Below are 15,684 nucleotides of genomic sequence, written 5' to 3'. Positions count from 1 at the left end.
CATCAACGGTGCTTAATATGTTTGTAGTTCCGACAGTCTATAATGCCATCGAACAATGGCGCGAAAAACGAAGTGCTTTAAAGGATAAACAACCAGGAGAAACACTATGAAGCAAATACAGCGTAACAGTAAATCGGTATGGCTTAGTTTAATCATGAGCCTTTTTATTTGGACAATACCATTAGAACTTTTTGCCAATACAAATGAACCTCCCAAAATAACTATCCCTTCCACTGTTCCTGCCATTTGGAAGGCTATAGAGGAACATAGTGCATCGATAAATCAGGCATTAAAAGAAAACCAATTAGCTTCCATTCATGAGCATGCGTTTGCTATTCGCGATTTAGTCAATGCACTACCCGCTAAAAGCCTGGATTTATCGGATGAGCAGAAAAAAATACTGCAGAATAACTTAAGCTTTGTTGCGCAATTGGCTACACGTCTTGATAAAACAGGTGATGCAAACGATAAAGAGGGGACACAAGTGAATTGGGATAAATTACAAAAAGTGCTGGTGCAAATAAGAGCATTGTATTCTCTTGATTCCCAAAAACATTGAACTAAATAGGTTTGTGAGGCCTGCTATAGCATTTACAGCCAATCTCAGGTTGCTGTAAATGCTTATGATTGTTTATAAAATGGAATTTATTAGAGAATTGCGAACTTCTATCATCATTATTTTCAACCTAGCTTACTGGTTGTGGTTACCAGAAGGGCCACCTTCTCACGATTCTTTCTCCATGCTGTAAGCATTTCGTCTACATTGTTGGGGTAGCTCTTTTTCCATAACCCTAGATTCATCCAGTGACATGGATGATTTTCAGTGGAAACAACTCCTATGTACGACCTCGTGCCGCATGCCTTTGCCAAGCTCTAAGAGAAACTGGGTAATATTGTCTATAGATGCGTGTTCTATTTCTGGTTCGCGGGCATCAACGGGTTCTGTTGCAAAATTTTCCAAAGCTAAAAACGAGATTATTTTGGACGAGTTTAGGCCTCAAGTTCATAGAATTTGTTCAAAAGTAGTTTGGTTGGCAGACTAGTTATCTTTTTGCGACAGAACCACGCGTAGTAATTCATAGCGGACGACTTAAATATAGCTCGGCCCCTAAGGCGAAAATTGAGGGTATCGTTGAAACAAGGACTAGTGTTAAAAGAGGCAATAAATAGTTGAATATCCCGTCAGTAGGAGAAGGTAAAATTGAACCCATTTAGTCGTCTGAAATGATTTTGTACTGTGTTGAAGTCCAAAACAATATTGGTTTTTAAGGAACACAAATATAGGTATACCACATTGCATTCCTTAAAAAGAGAGATTAATTATTTCTTAGTGTCAATTCCAGCAGAATGACAGCACGCATCAGAGCCATGTATTTTAGCCTGTTTACTATGACCATGAGCCATATAAGCATGAGAGTTTCCTTTCTCATGATTGCCTGCTTCATGATTTTTTGCTGCTTCTAGGTGATGTTCTGCAGCCTTTTTGTAATGATCAGCGGCTGTAGTATGGTTCTGTTTTAATTTTTGCTTATCCAATATCTTGTTATTATCCATAATAATTTCCTTGGTAGTTTAGCTTATTAAAGTGAATGCAAAACTCATACTTCAAGTCTTATGCTAATTTAGTTTAGCCAAACCACTTTACGCTCTTTTTCCAAAGAACTCCAGGAGGAGGCACATTGCGGTTCTATCGCAAAAAGATGTTCATCAAGGGGTGGAGTTTTCATGCAGCTCACGGTTCGTCAGATCAAATACCTGAACAACATTGTTGAGCAAGACCATCGATTTATAAAAAAATCACCAAACCCATGAGGGATTTAAAGCATTTCATTCTGCAGATGCAACGTTAGCAGGGATCGAATTGCGAACTTATATCATCATTATCTTCTATGTAACTAAGAGAAATAATGAGTTTCCAAAACCATACTTATGAGACATATTAATTCAGCTTTGTTTTTATTGTTAATAATAAAGCAGGTTTTTTCTAGGAAAGCTATTGTGTAATAGAAAAATAATACTCAAAATGGATATCTAATTTTGATTTGGAAAAGAATATATGAAAACGGCATTTTGTATACCTTATTTTTTACTCCTCGGATTGGTTGGGTGCAGTAAAAACGTGCCTTTATTGTCTGAAGCACAGCATATCACGGTTGCTCCATCGAGCGTCGGTATGAAACGGTGTACCGATTTAGGCAAAGTGATTGCTTATGATGTCAATGGCGTCAGTCAATCTTATCAGTCTCATCAGCATCTTTATCAGGACCAATTGAATACGTTGAAAAATCATACAGCGCAGTTAGAAGGCAATACTTTAGTTATAACAAAAGATGAGGCTAGTTTTACGGGTAATCCTAAGACTCATCTAGTAGACAAACATACTTTAGAAGGTAAAGCTTACCGTTGTAAATAAATATATAAAGCAACACTGTGGTGTGTTCTAAAACAACAAGATGAGGGTTTTTACCCATGGTTAAGTGCAAAGGAAGAGCTTGTAGTAAACAGGAAATAATTACCAAGATCAAAGTGATTTTTAATGTATTGAATAATTAATAAGGAAATTTATGAATAAACACGGAATGAATCAACACGGGACAAGTTATTTTAAGCTTTCTATCATGACGTTGTTATCTTTTATTGCCATGTATATCCTCATGTATATGATGGTCAATCAATTTACCAATGTTTATAGTAGCTTAAACCAATTATATATGGCAGGGATGATGACAGCACCGATGGTTATTTTCGAATTGCTTTTAATGGGTTCAATGTATCCGAATAAGGTGCTTAATGGCATCCTCTTTCTAGTTATGATGATTTTTTTAATTGGTTTTATTTTTGGTATTAGAAATCAAACAGGAATATCGGATAAAGAATTTTTAAAGTCAATGATTCCTCATCATGGTGGCGCTATACTAATGTGCAGTAAAGCGACTATCAAAGATACTGAAATTAAAAAGGTGTGTGAATCCATTATTTCATCTCAACAGTCAGAAATTGATTGGATGAAAAATAAATTAATTTCTTTAGAAACAAAGTGATTCACTGAAACAATTGGATCTTTAATGAGTTTATGAATCTCTTTTAAAAGGTGTATCGATATGCTTAATTCATTACTTAGAACACTTATTTTAGCTGGTTTTTTATTAGGGGTAACAAGTTTATCTTTTTCTCATTCAAGCATTGAAAAAAATTCGGTAGGTGAACCTGCAAAGGCCACTAAATCAAACAAACTTATAAAAGTCACTACTTTAGATTCCATGCGATTTAGTTTTTCTGAAAAGCTAGTAGTGCATGATGGAGAAGTGGTTACCTTTGAAATTACCAATGCAGGAAAGGTTGTTCATGAATTTTCTATTGGGACTGAAGAGGAACAAAAAGAGCACCAGAAAATGATGCGGTCAATGCCGGCCATGATTCATGAAGATGGGAACACGATTACTATTAAACCTGGCGAAACTAAATGGTTGACCTGGAAATTTAAGGCGACTCCAAAGCATAATGAGGTAGTGTTTGCTTGCAATATCCCAGGTCATTTTGAAGCAGGGATGTATGAAAAAGTTAAAGTCATCGCGACTAAGCCCTGATAATTTGATAAAGTGGTATTTGCCAATTACTCATTGTGGAAAAGTAAAATCCCACTTGAATACTATAGGATTTAATCATCCCAAAAAGATATTTAATAGGGATTATCTCTTTTATTTTAAAAATTAAGAAGAGGAGCTAGTTGGTCTTTTGTAACCTTACCCCATTGCAAAATGGCAATGGAGTAATATTTTTTAAGCTGCCATTTTTTCACATTCTTCTGCGCATCGATAGCACGCTTCAGCACATCGTTTGCAGTGTTCCATGTGTTTGTGTTTACTGCATTCATCCCCACAAGCACGGCAACTCTTAGCACATAACGCACAAATTTCTTTAGCAAATGATGAGCCACGTGCCATCATTTCAGAAGCCAGTGCACAAATTGCTGCACAATCGCGATCGAGCATGATACAGCGAGCTAGGTCTTTACAATTTTCTTCTTCGCTACATGCTGTTGCGCAATGCTCACATTCTGCAACACATGCCTGACAGGCTTTAATACAGGCTTCAAATTGTTGGTGTGACATATTATTCTCCTTTTGGTTGTTGTTCGCTTCCATACCATTCACTTCGCCATTTTTTCAATTGTTCAATTTCTTTTTCCTGCGCTTCAATTATTTTTTGAGACATTTCTTTAAGTTCAGGATGAGTGGAATTTTTTAAAGCATCTTTTGCCATCATAACGCCTGATTCATGATGAGAAATCATGAGATCAATAAAGCGTTTATCGTATTGACTGTCTTTTTTGCCTAACTTGTCCATCATCATTTGGTCCATTGCGCTTTGACATTGGGTCATTGAGCCTGTCATGCAATCGCAATTATTTTTTGCCCAAAGAATGTTAGGAATTGCAAGTGAAAGCGCAAGACTACTTGCGATGATTACTCTCTTAAGCATGACTTCTCCTTATTCAATGATTAATTGTCCATTATTAAAATATTAAAAAACTTAATGATTTTTTCGACGTCCTTTTTTTTGAAATGTCTATGAAAAACATGCTCCTTCTCCATTTTAGTTGAAGCATTATCTTCGTATGAAGATAAACTAATAATAGGTGTTTCTTTGCCAATGCGCCAATCATTTTGAATTTGATGAACCAAACTGCTTCTTTGGTCAATATTTACATCAATTAAAATAAGATCATATAATTTAGAAGCTGCGTATTCCACCGCAGATTCAAAGCCCCAAGCCAAATCTAGGTGATGACCAAGATCCAAAAATTGTGAGCGAATATTGACTCGTGCCGAAGTGAAGGTTCAACTATAAAAAAATAATAAGACTCTAGATTGATTGTTTTTGTATAGTTGATTAGCACCCTTAAAGCCTCACCGGTACGAGTTTAGCTATATTGGCCGAGGGAGAAACAACGCGTGTTGTTATGGGAAGCAATCCCAGCTTTCAAGGTCGGCGATAGGATCTCCTTTGATTTTTCTGTTATTCTTCCTAAATATAAACTACAATTTTATTCATACACCAATCAATTCTCTTATGTAAGGAAACATAATGAGTTGCAAAAATCGCATTTAACATTTCTCATATTTAAAAAACATGAAAATCCTTGATTGTATCATCATCGGAGGTGGTCCACCATTGGCTGCTTTCATTCATGTTTCTTCAGAATTAATTTTCATTATGAACTCTGCCAGGCTACTTCCAAAATTGACAATAAATAAAAAAGAAAGAACAAACAGGAGCCTTTATTGAAAATACTATTTAGAGTTTTCAAAGACGGGATGCTTTTCAGGAACGTACGGAATTTATCGGCATATGCTATAACTCTTTACCAAACTAGAAGCCAGTAAATAAATTGATTTTTGCCCAGTTTTAGTTTTCCTATAATCTTATGTTGTAATAAAATTCTTATGTTCCAATCAAGTTAATAGGCATGGTACATTCATTTTGCAATTCAAAAAAAATTTTAAGATTCAATAAGTTGCGAAATTACTGCTAGAGACTAAATCATGACCTCTAGCTCTATAATCCTTTCTGCATAAGGGTTGTGTAGGAACATGCTTATAAACCAGCGCTAAATAAAATTAACCCCTCGTTGAATGTTAGTATAGGGAACCATCAAATGGGCAAAAACCACCCGAAGGTGGTCATTGTCGTTGGATTTAGCCACATTTAATTGAACTAAAGCCTACAATATAAGTTTAGTTCTTCTTTCTAAATTGTCAAATACTAACACGATGTTCTGTACACACTACTTTTAAGGTGTTTATAAAGCAGAGAATAGTTCTTTTTCTGATACATTTCTCAATACCTCGCTCATGCTCAGCATGCCACTGGGTTTGGATTTGACTTGCGATGCGCAGAGGCTCGAAGTCAGTGCATCTTGAACCAGCCGACCCCTTTTATATCATTGAATGAATCCGTTTTATGGCACATATAACATTGGTCAATGCGTGCCTCCTTTTCCCCAGTAACCTTCTTATCGACCATCGCAAAGTGTTCCATACGATGACTTGGCGGCGCCTTGTGGCATTCGGAACAATTGATGGACTTCGGGCTTGGATGTAAATATCCGGGAATCTTCCAGCTTTTCTCCGAATGGCAGGTGGAGCACTCTTTGCCGAAATATTCCTGGTGCTTATCCTGATAGGCATGGCAAGAATGGCAGTCTAATCGGGCGGGATGATGGGACTTAGCATGTGGAGGGTCTTCTGTTTCTAATACATAGCGCAGAGCAATGTTCACGAGCCTGCCGTGATCCATGTGGATGGGACGCACAGTGCCGCCACGATGTTCGGCATGACATCCGCGACAATCGCTCAGATGAGCGTGGAATGAAGTCACCGGATTCATCAACAGATCGGGTGTTGCAGCGTGGCACGTGACGCATTTTGCCGCCACAACGCCGCGGTTAGGGGCATGGCAACTCTCGCATTTGTTGCTTAAGAACGCATGCGCTGGAGACAGTGAGCCAGGATTGACGGCAGCCTCCCAGATAGAAAGCTTATCATTACTGGATGGTTCGTAGAAGCCAACAGTAACAAAGACAATTACTAGGATTGCAACAAGCAATCCCATCAGAACAAGAGGCTTCATTGAATCCACCGTAAACCGTAATAGATTGCGCTCCAGATGTGCAAGGCCAGGGCAGCATATAGGACGATTGCGCAGGCGATGTGTACCATGAGCCAACGTCCAAATGCCTTCCTTAGCATTTCTCGCGCAGTAATTGAAAATTCCAAATCAGAAATTGCGTTAATCAAGTGCCCCAAGGAGAGCCCAGAGGGATCAACCACTGCTTGATTTTCTAAGCCGCTTGCAACCAGAACAAGACTATCGTAACGGTTACGCAGGATAGAAAGCTCCCTTTGCTGGTCGCCTAACTCGCGTCCAATCTGGACAAGATAATATCGCCCCACAAATCCAGTTGCAACAACCGTGAGCATCAAAATAATAAGCGCAATACCGAGTGGGCTTTGAAATTTATGTCCCGAGTGAATGATTGCAAGGAGCGCGCCAATCGTACCTGCATAGACGTGAAACGATAAAAGGGTACTCAGTGGAAAAACCTTTTTAAGGCGCTCCTTAATCCATGGTTGACGTTTGACGAGTGAATAAAACAGGAGTAACAAAAATAATGCGGTGGCAACAACACCAAATAGAAAACCTGTGAAGCTTCCCGGAAACTGGGGCGCAACGTGAAAAAGAAACACGGGTATACTCAGTGCTAACGCGCTTAAAAGACCTCCTATAATCACTTTCTCGGCTTCAGTAGCCATAATTAAGCCTCCACCACAAGAGAGCTTGCCGATTTCGCCTGGCAGGCAAGAATAATACCCTTGTCCTTTTCCTCTTCGGAGAGGGCATCTTCCACCTCCATAGTAACTGTCCCTTCCAGAAGGGGCACCTTGCAACGTCCGCAGGTGCCGACCCGACATTCAAAGTCGATGAAGACGCCTAAAGCCTCGGCAGCCTCGAGTACCGACTGATCTGGGGCGAGTTGCCCCGATGTGTTGGACTTTGAAAAGGAGACGGTCGCGTGAGCTGAGGGTGGGGGCATGGGTGTTCTATCCGTTGAAGCTTCGGATGGTTTGAGCGCAGAGGAAGCCTTAGGTGGCTCAGCAGTGTATACGGGGCCACCTTTTGGTGGCGCAAAGTGTTCTGTCTTAATCTGCTCCGATGGAATTTTAAGTTGCAAAAGCGCTGCCTTGACCGCATCCATCATCGGTGCAGGACCGCAAAGATGGATCCGATGTTGTGCAATGTCTGGTACCGCTTTTGCGATAAAATCGGGAGTTATAAAGCCCACGGGGCCCGTCCATGTCTCATCGGCAGTTAATGCGATAATATCCATATGGACGTTCGGATGACGGCGAACGAGATAGGTGCATTCTTCATGAAAGATGATATTGGATGGTGAATTAACCGCATAGAGGAGATGGATATCCTTTGGATAGGAGCGATCGGTGAGATAGCGTAAAACGCTCATCATTGGGGTCATTCCCACACCACCTGCGATTAAAACGATGCCGTTTGCCTCTTTGCCGGTGAAGAAAAACTCACCAGCTGGCGCAGAGACCTCAAGCAAGTCGCCTGTGTTGATATGGTCGTGAAGATGGCGAGATTCTAGCCCATACTGCTCTCGCTTCACGGTAAGCTCTATATAATCGTGTTGCGTTGGCGATGAAGAGATAGTATAGGAGCGACGCACTTTCTCACCATGTATTACCGAAGTGATGGTCGCATACTGTCCTGGAAAAAAAGTGAAAGGTATTGAGCCCAAATTTGGCTCCATCAACCGGAACGTTTTGACATTCGCAGTCTCATCGAAGATTGCCATGGTTCGCAAGACGCCCGACCAACGTTGCTGGATGGGATGCTCGGTTTTTGGGGAGGACGATACTGATTCGGGTGGCTTAGGAACGTTTATTGGCTTTGCAGCGTCACCATCCGGGGTGAGTCGTTGAATCAAAGCGCTTACCCGACGAAGTCGTGCCCAGCGAAAGAGAAGAGCTACCATTAGTGCCGTTGCTAGCAGGAGCATTAAGGCCCAGTGTAACCAGGAGATATCACGAAAACTACCATCCATCACATTATCGGTATTATCACCAAGGCTCATTTCGCGATTAAACCAGGTTAGTGCGATTTGAGGTGGTGGTTGCGCTTCATTTAAGGCTTGTAGTGCGCTTGCACCGCTCTCAGCAAACGAAAGACCCTGACGAACCTGTCTTAAAGCAGTTTGCGCAGCTACGGCATCATTGGTCGATAGTGCACGATGAAGTTCGGCCTGTATTGAGGTGATTGTCTGCACGCCTAAACCGAGGCGAGCAACAGCCTCATCTCTGATGTATTTGCGTGCTTCATCCGTGAGCGCAGGAAAATCCATCAGGGAAGGATAAAATGGCTTTCCTCCGGTTGCCATCATCCCACAACAACCGGGTGGACCAGGAGTTGCGGAAGAAGGACCCATCATATTTGATGGTGGCATCGTTGAATTGGTTGGTGTCGTTGAAATGGGAGGCAATACGGAAGCATTAGTATCCGTCCCTGCAGGCATAGTTGTAGAAGTGCCCTTGTTGCCCGGATGGTGAGAGGTATGCTCCGATGGTGAGATTTCGGCGATTACGGGTAATGGTGACATTACCCCCATCATCATCCCAAGTATGAGTAAAGTCCCCTTCATTGCTATTCGATAACTGAATGTACATGGGTGACGCAGAGTCGCATGCAATCGAGTAGGTTCAATCCTATCTTGCTCTTCACTTTGTGGTATAGATGCAGGCAATACCTTTTCGCTTGGCATCTGTTTCGCTCCGTAGTTGGTATTCACTTTTTCCATCATCTCACTGCCCATTATAGGGTGTGTTTACGCAAGAGTTTTGAGGGATTCGTTAGCATCAATTCCTCTTCTTTGGTCCTATCCTTATCACAAGTGGTACCCCAAGAAGAAGCATACTTCAAAGAGTATAATTCGCATTTTGTATAATTACTATGTCTTCTGCAACTCGCGCCTGAATGTTATGTCTGGACAATACATTGAAAAGGTTCTATATTTTTTTAGGGTAGTGTTGTTTTCCAAAAATTACAAGGAGGTTATATGTTTCAACTTAAAGCATTAATTATTTTTACAGCGTTTAGTTTGGTTACTCCCACACTCTATGCAGAGGACATGTCTTCTGAGATGAACATGAATAGTATGCCTGGCAAACAGATGCAAAATAACAATCAGCAATCCGCGCAAATGCAAGAAGAAATGAAAAAAATACAGGATATGTATGATCAATTGAAGAATGCTAAGACGCCAGAAGAAAAGAAAACGATGATGCAAACTCAAATGCCAATGATGCAACACGGCATGGACATGATGCAAAATATGGGCGGTGATGCGGCAAAAAATCCAGAAATGATGGAACAGCGTATGAAGATGATGCAAACGATGATGGAGATGATGATGAACATGATGAAAGATCCTCAAATGATGGGATGCCCCATGATGAAAATGGAATAAATTCTTTAAGTGAACTATCGTGGAATAGCTTGGTCAAATAGAGAAGGCACTCGTCGGACATCGTTCTCAGGTAGCCCTGGTGTTAGGAGCCTGACCCGTCAATGGTTAAGTATAGTGCCTGCCATTTTTTTGAAAAGCCCTATTTCATCGAATCTTTTAGAGCTGCATCGCGACTTCATTTTTCAGATACACCCATTGTTCAACGCGATTGATTCGCGTTCAACAGCCTATTTTTATATTCTGTCTTTAATGCAAATTGGTTGTCGAAAGTCCCTTTTTGCAAACCGCATCTTTTTACAAGCGGTTCTCTAATCCCTTCCGCAGTATTGTGCAAGAACAGTGAAGTCCGCAAATTTCTTTGAATTTTTAATTGGACTTTCCGTAAAGTGCTTCAAATAAACTTGTTATGAACGTGTTGCGCGTTTTTCTGACTGATTCAAATGAATCCCTGATCATCTCAGCCAGTGCATGCTCTGTTTTTTTAAAGTAATTGTTCTCCGTTATCATTTGGCGATCTGCATTAATAGATTGACCCCATAATTCTATTGGCTTCATTACTGGATTCACTTGTTCAGAAAAAACATAACGACTCAATCGCATGGGATGAGTTTTTTCAAGCCACCAGGATAAAAAGGGATTACTCATCTTCTGCACAAAGGGTTGAGCCACAGACTGATAAATAGAATCATTGGCTTCAGACATTTGACGAATCTTTTCAAAAGGCTTTGTTGAATTACTGGCGCAGAGTTCGGTGATATCACGTTCTTCAAAACGAACATGGTATTGCTCTTTACTGCAATCCGGGTCGCCCGTTGGATTAACGATAATCATTTCATAGAGTCCCGGTTTTAATTGTTCAATCGCAGCACTATGTTCTAAAATAGCACGATGTTGCAGACGAACGACTTTGGCTGATACAAAGATCCCTAAATGCCCTATGGAGGGATGAAGGAGATAAACAATGCGCTGTTTTGCCTTCTTCAAAGCTTGAGTATCAGGATAAATAGTCCTTATCCAATGTAAGGCCTGCCTGGGTGGGGTGATTTGATCGCCTTGAGAAGCAAAGATAACGATTGGATTGTGAATGCGTTTTAAGTCGTAAATACATCCTTTGTGGATAACCATTTCACCTCGCTCAAACTGATCGCCAATAAAAAGATTATTCACCGTGGCTATTATCTCTTCTTGGCTAAATTGATAAAAACCGCTCCACCATCGCTCAAATTCTAAAAATCGGTCATGCTCCCCATCAATGTCATCAAATAAACCATAATACTTATCCCATATCGCCGTGGTCGGATTGAGCATCTCAAAATTAGAGACTAACCAGGCCCCATCAAATGTTCCATCCTTTAAATCAGATAAAAAGCGGGCACTCCATACGCCACCCGAGAGTCCACCTAACAGTTGCATTGGATTGGCTTCTTCTTCACTATTCGCCCAATAGGAAACGGGTGAGCCATTCATTACGGTAAGACCAACAGATCCCACACAATCAGAGGCCAATAAGGCAAGCATCCAACCCGCTTGACAATTACCATAAAGAATAGGCGGTTTGCCTTCATGCAACGCTTGAGCTTTTTCGACAAAATGGCGCATGGTGACCAAAACATCTGCAAGTGTTTGGTGAGGAATAGGTTCAGGATAAAAAATAACAAAATACACCGGATGGCCTGTATGAAGTGCGATGCCAATTTCCGAGTCCCGTTTGAAGCCACCAATGCCTGGTCCATGCCCTGCCCTGGGATCAACGACGATTACAGGAGCAGCAGTGGGATCAAAGCATTTATCAAAACACACATCACCTATTTCAAGAATTTTAACTAAAGCATAATTTGTTTTGGGCTCTAATGTTTTTCCATCGAGTACTAATTCATATTTAAAATCTAACAGCGGTGGCAACCCTTGTTGTTCATGCTCCATCATGTTATTGGCACGGTCACGCAACGTATCTAAAAACAAAATAGAGCGTTGCCAGTAATCTGTTTGATAAGAAAAAAAATCACGCCAGATTTGATAAGGTAATTCGGTATCTTGCTTCTCCATGCTGTACCCCAACCTTGAATGAGTTAATACTTCCTATTGTGGACCAGGCGGCGTATTTTTACAAAAAATAAATGGTAATCAATTTAATACCTGATAGTACACTGAAACAAATTTACAGCATCCTGCATAGGCCCAATCTTACGGTTCGTGTCACAATGGGCCACTTTAGATATACTGGAAACTGACAGGTGTCGGTAAAAATTGACGGTATTACACTCGAGACTAGGCGTTATAAATGGGTATTTGATTATTATTTAACTCTAGTTCATGACCCCGATTAATAATGGGAACTTATTGTTATTGTATTTATAGGGGTATTCAAAAATACTGGTATGGTGTTTGGTGTGGCGCAGTTGGCTTAATCACCAAAATTGGCATCAAGGTGGGTACGGTGGACATTAAGAGTGGGGAATTCATTCCCAAATCTTGATGCGTGAGGAAGGGCTTTCTATTCTTTAGGAAGAGTAGGCGTAATAGCCGAATCAACAAGCCAGCTCATTGAGATGTGATAATGTTCCTCATCACTGGTATAGTAATCACATCATTTATATAAGCTATCCGCCTTTAGCTACTAATAATAGGATAATGAGTCCCAGTGAGAAGAGACATGAAATTCAAACAGGATAATTCTCCTTATAGGCTCGGACTTAAATTTGAAAAATATCCGCGAGTCCCTTGGGCCGTAACTGCTTTGTCGTATCTACTAAGGGCATGAATGTAAGCCGCTTGCCGCATATCTGTTTGATATTGTTCCATCAGCTGCCAAATATTCTTGAATTCACGGGATATGATAGTCTGTAGTTCTTCTTGAACTTTTTCTATACTCCAATAATAACCTGATTTATTTTGGACCCACTCAAAATAGCTTACGATTACCCCACCTGTATTGGCTAATATATCGGGTACAATTAATAGTCCATTTTTCTGCAATAGGGCATCGGCCTCTAAGGTTATTGGACCATTTGCAATTTCAATGATTATAGGAGCCTTAATTCTGGCTGCATTTTCTAGGGTAATTTGATTTTGTGCAGCGGCTGGGATAAGTAAGTCGACATCGAGCTCCAATAATTCTTCATTCGTGATTGTGGCTTCCTTCGCAAGTTCACAAACAGACTTTTTGCAATAGATAGACTGTACTTCTTTAGAATTGTTTTTTATCTCAATCATACGAGGTATATCGATGCCTTTGGCATTATAAATTCCTCCTTTCGAATCACTTATGGCAACAATTTTATAGCCATTGTCGTAAAGCAGCTTAGCTATACTTTGTCCAGCATTACCAAATCCTTGAACAGCAACTCGTAGCTCAGAAGACTTCCATTTTTTCTTTTTTTCAAGAATTTTAATGCAATAGTAGGCACCTAGACCGGTCGCAACCTCACGCCCAAAGCTCCCTCCCAAAGGAATAGGCTTACCAGTGATTACCGCTGGACTATTTTGCCGAACAATAGTGGCGTACTCATCCATCATCCAGCCCATGATCATCTCATTGGTATACATATCAGGGGCAGGGATATCTTTGTCTGGCCCAATAAAATCCGCTATTAACTCAATGTAGCTTCGGCTTAACCGCTCCAACTCCATGCGGGATAACTGTTTTGGGTCAACAATTATCCCGCCTTTTGCACCACCAAAGGGGATGTCTACGACAGCGCATTTTATTGTCATCCATAATGCAAGAGTTTTTATCTCGTCTAAATCCAATTGTGGATGAAAACGTATGCCGCCTTTCATAGGGCCGCGGCTGTCATTATGATGGACTCGATAAGCTGAAAAAATTTTTAATTCCCCATTATCCATCCGAACAGGGAGAGATACTTCGAGACAGGATTTAGGGTGTTTAAGTCTTTCTAAAGCCTCTGGGTCAATACGACAAAATGAAGCGGCCTTATCAAGTCGTGAAAGAGCATCTAAGTACATACATTCCTCCAATTCGTGCATTCAAGAGGTTTCTTCTAAAAAACCACGAGTACTAACTATTTGTTATTTTACCTATTCTGAGCTCAAAATAAATTCAAACCAATGAGCAAGAACGTGGGCTTAAACAGGTACTTTTATTTATTGCACTATGACTCCAATATCCAGGTATAAGTAACTAACGTGACTGTTTAAAAAAGAACAGAGACCCCAAAAGTTAGTGTATCTTGAGTGGTAGGATCTCCCTGGCTTCGAAGAATCCGCTTAAGAGCGCCATACTCTATATCATGTTCGTACTCTGTAAAAATATTAAGTCCTGGCTTAATACGATAATACGGTCTAAGGATATAACGCATTTGGTTTAAGCCATTGCCAATCTCATTCTTGACCACGGTATGAGTGGCCAGAATGCTGCGGATCCCTGTTAGGAAGAAGAAGTTATTGGTCAGCTGAGTAGCCCGCGCTAACTGAATGTCAAATTTCACACTGCCGTCGCGGTAATAGGTTCTAATGTTGGTGTCAATGTAATAAGGCATCACCCCTTCAATACCAATACCGGGTTGCCAATAAGGCCCTCCCGGGCGATAAAAATAATTGACCCCACCTTTAATGGCCCAAAATTGACTAATTAAATGCCAATAGAACACATCGATGTCCGCATTTTCAATAGTTCCTTTATAAATTTCCGCATCCTCAGTATACAGCTGGAGCTTATTGTAATCTGGGCCATAGAGGCCTCTAAAAGACATTTCCTGAGCATTATGAAAAGGGTCATCACCCAGTTCGAGATAGTTTGCGCCATAGAGTCCTTGATGATGCCCTGCGGGGTGTTTGATGAGTGAAGCATCCAGTGGCATGACTTCGTCTTCTCTTACGATAGGTCGATTGATGTAGGTTTGCTGAAAAGCGTAATTGTCTGGCTTTCGGGTGCCGTTGGCGATCTCGATGATGGTGGTGTATTGAAATATGCGCGCCATGCCCGCCGCCATGTGCAGAAGATGGTGGCAATGAAAAAACCACTGACCGCTGGCCTCGGTATCAAAATCGGCAACGGCAGTAGCCCCAGGAGCCACCTCAATGGTATGCAATAACGGATCGTAAGACCCATGACCATTGCGTAAAATAAACCAATGGCCATGAATATGCATGGGGTGACGCATCATCGAATTGTTGGTAAAAATAATCCGATAACGCTTTCCTGGCTCAATCAAAATCGGTTTGGCCTTGTATTCAGGTAGGCCATTAATAAACCAAATATAACGGTCCATGTAACCAAACAATTCCATTTTAATAACCCCATCGACTGGTGTGTTGGGATTATTAGTTTTAACTGCTGCTTTCAAATCCTGATATTTGGTTCCTATTGTGGTAGCTTTTGAAGAATCCACCAGCTCTATCTTATCGCCTATAATGGATGGTTCAGTAGGCATGATCATAGGGCGATCCATCTTCATGTTGGGATCCATTTTGGTCCCTTGATTCATCTTCATGTTGGGATCCATCTTGGTCCCTTGATCCATCTTCATGTTGGGATCCATTTTGGTCCCTTGATTCATCTTCATGTTGGGATCCATCTTGGTCCCTTGATCCATCTTCATGTTGGGATCATCTTGGTCCCTTGATCCATCTTCATGTTGGGATCCATCTTGGTCCCTTGATCCATTTTCATGTTGGGA

At 40.9% G+C, this 15,684-nt stretch carries 15 protein-coding genes and 1 pseudogene; 6 read left to right on the top strand and 10 right to left on the bottom strand.

Going from position 1 to position 15,684, the window contains the following annotated elements; genetic code table 11:
- Window positions 1-106 precede the first annotated feature (106 nt).
- Window positions 107-559 (top strand): hypothetical protein, encoded by a 453-nt coding sequence (locus LDG_RS10000; protein ID WP_006871211.1) that lies wholly within the window; start codon window positions 107-109, stop codon window positions 557-559.
- A gap of 761 nt (window positions 560-1,320) precedes the next feature.
- Here LDG_RS10000 and LDG_RS09995 read toward each other — a convergent pair.
- The gene (locus tag LDG_RS09995) at window positions 1,321-1,554 is read right to left on the bottom strand and encodes a hypothetical protein (protein ID WP_006871210.1); all 234 of its coding nucleotides are present in this window, start codon (window positions 1,552-1,554) and stop codon (window positions 1,321-1,323) included.
- A gap of 180 nt (window positions 1,555-1,734) precedes the next feature.
- Here LDG_RS09995 and LDG_RS19000 point away from each other — a divergent pair.
- From LDG_RS19000 to LDG_RS09980, 4 genes and pseudogenes are all read left to right on the top strand, one after another.
- A pseudogene (locus tag LDG_RS19000) lies at window positions 1,735-1,861 on the top strand (DDE-type integrase/transposase/recombinase); the annotation flags it as partial.
- 195 nt (window positions 1,862-2,056) lie between these two features.
- Window positions 2,057-2,413, top strand: a complete 357-nt coding sequence (locus LDG_RS09990; RefSeq protein ID WP_050805544.1) for a DUF4156 domain-containing protein — start codon at window positions 2,057-2,059, stop codon at window positions 2,411-2,413.
- A gap of 151 nt (window positions 2,414-2,564) precedes the next feature.
- Window positions 2,565-3,041 carry a DUF305 domain-containing protein gene (locus LDG_RS09985; protein WP_006871207.1) on the top strand — a complete coding sequence of 159 codons (477 nt, stop codon included), beginning with the start codon at window positions 2,565-2,567 and terminating at the stop codon, window positions 3,039-3,041.
- Between the two features lie 60 nt (window positions 3,042-3,101).
- A complete protein-coding gene (locus LDG_RS09980; RefSeq protein WP_006871206.1) occupies window positions 3,102-3,587 on the top strand; it encodes a cupredoxin domain-containing protein in 486 nt (161 codons plus the stop codon).
- Between the two features lie 192 nt (window positions 3,588-3,779).
- On the opposite strand, the gene LDG_RS09975 is transcribed toward LDG_RS09980, so the two are convergent.
- From LDG_RS09975 to LDG_RS09950, 6 genes are all read right to left on the bottom strand, one after another.
- Window positions 3,780-4,112, bottom strand: a complete 333-nt coding sequence (locus tag LDG_RS09975) for a four-helix bundle copper-binding protein (protein ID WP_006871205.1) — start codon at window positions 4,110-4,112, stop codon at window positions 3,780-3,782.
- A gap of 1 nt (window position 4,113) precedes the next feature.
- Window positions 4,114-4,482: a DUF305 domain-containing protein gene (locus tag LDG_RS09970; protein WP_040535306.1), complete on the bottom strand. Its 369-nt coding sequence runs from the start codon at window positions 4,480-4,482 to the stop codon at window positions 4,114-4,116.
- 20 nt (window positions 4,483-4,502) lie between these two features.
- Window positions 4,503-4,802, bottom strand: coding sequence for a response regulator (locus LDG_RS09965; RefSeq protein ID WP_040535303.1), 300 nt, complete (start codon window positions 4,800-4,802; stop codon window positions 4,503-4,505).
- A gap of 1,108 nt (window positions 4,803-5,910) precedes the next feature.
- On the bottom strand, window positions 5,911-6,633 hold the full coding sequence (locus LDG_RS09960) for a cytochrome c3 family protein (RefSeq protein WP_006871201.1): 723 nt from the start codon (window positions 6,631-6,633) through the stop codon (window positions 5,911-5,913).
- On the bottom strand, window positions 6,630-7,316 hold the full coding sequence (locus LDG_RS09955) for a hypothetical protein (protein WP_006871200.1): 687 nt from the start codon (window positions 7,314-7,316) through the stop codon (window positions 6,630-6,632). Before LDG_RS09955 ends, LDG_RS09960 begins: the two co-directional genes overlap by 4 nt.
- A gap of 2 nt (window positions 7,317-7,318) precedes the next feature.
- Window positions 7,319-9,379: a 2Fe-2S iron-sulfur cluster-binding protein gene (locus tag LDG_RS09950; protein WP_199484679.1), complete on the bottom strand. Its 2,061-nt coding sequence runs from the start codon at window positions 9,377-9,379 to the stop codon at window positions 7,319-7,321.
- Between the two features lie 255 nt (window positions 9,380-9,634).
- Here LDG_RS09950 and LDG_RS09945 point away from each other — a divergent pair, with 255 nt between their 5' ends.
- Entirely contained in the window at window positions 9,635-10,045 is a 411-nt protein-coding gene (locus LDG_RS09945) for a hypothetical protein (protein ID WP_006871198.1), read from the top strand.
- A gap of 366 nt (window positions 10,046-10,411) precedes the next feature.
- Here LDG_RS09945 and LDG_RS09940 read toward each other — a convergent pair whose 3' ends face one another.
- The 3 genes from LDG_RS09940 to LDG_RS09930 form a co-directional block, all read right to left on the bottom strand.
- Window positions 10,412-12,091: a DUF3141 domain-containing protein gene (locus tag LDG_RS09940; protein ID WP_006871196.1), complete on the bottom strand. Its 1,680-nt coding sequence runs from the start codon at window positions 12,089-12,091 to the stop codon at window positions 10,412-10,414.
- A gap of 633 nt (window positions 12,092-12,724) precedes the next feature.
- The gene (locus LDG_RS09935; protein WP_006871194.1) at window positions 12,725-14,011 is read right to left on the bottom strand and encodes a Glu/Leu/Phe/Val family dehydrogenase; all 1,287 of its coding nucleotides are present in this window, start codon (window positions 14,009-14,011) and stop codon (window positions 12,725-12,727) included.
- A gap of 188 nt (window positions 14,012-14,199) precedes the next feature.
- On the bottom strand, window positions 14,200-15,684 hold a 1,485-nt coding region (locus LDG_RS09930), incomplete at its 5' end, for a multicopper oxidase domain-containing protein (RefSeq protein WP_233491471.1).

It is taken from the genome of Legionella drancourtii LLAP12 (assembly GCF_000162755.2).
Classification (GTDB): Bacteria; Pseudomonadota; Gammaproteobacteria; order Legionellales; family Legionellaceae; genus Legionella; species Legionella drancourtii.
The sequence above is the reverse complement of the archived record's forward strand: the minus strand, read 5'-3'. Positions and strand labels throughout refer to the sequence as shown.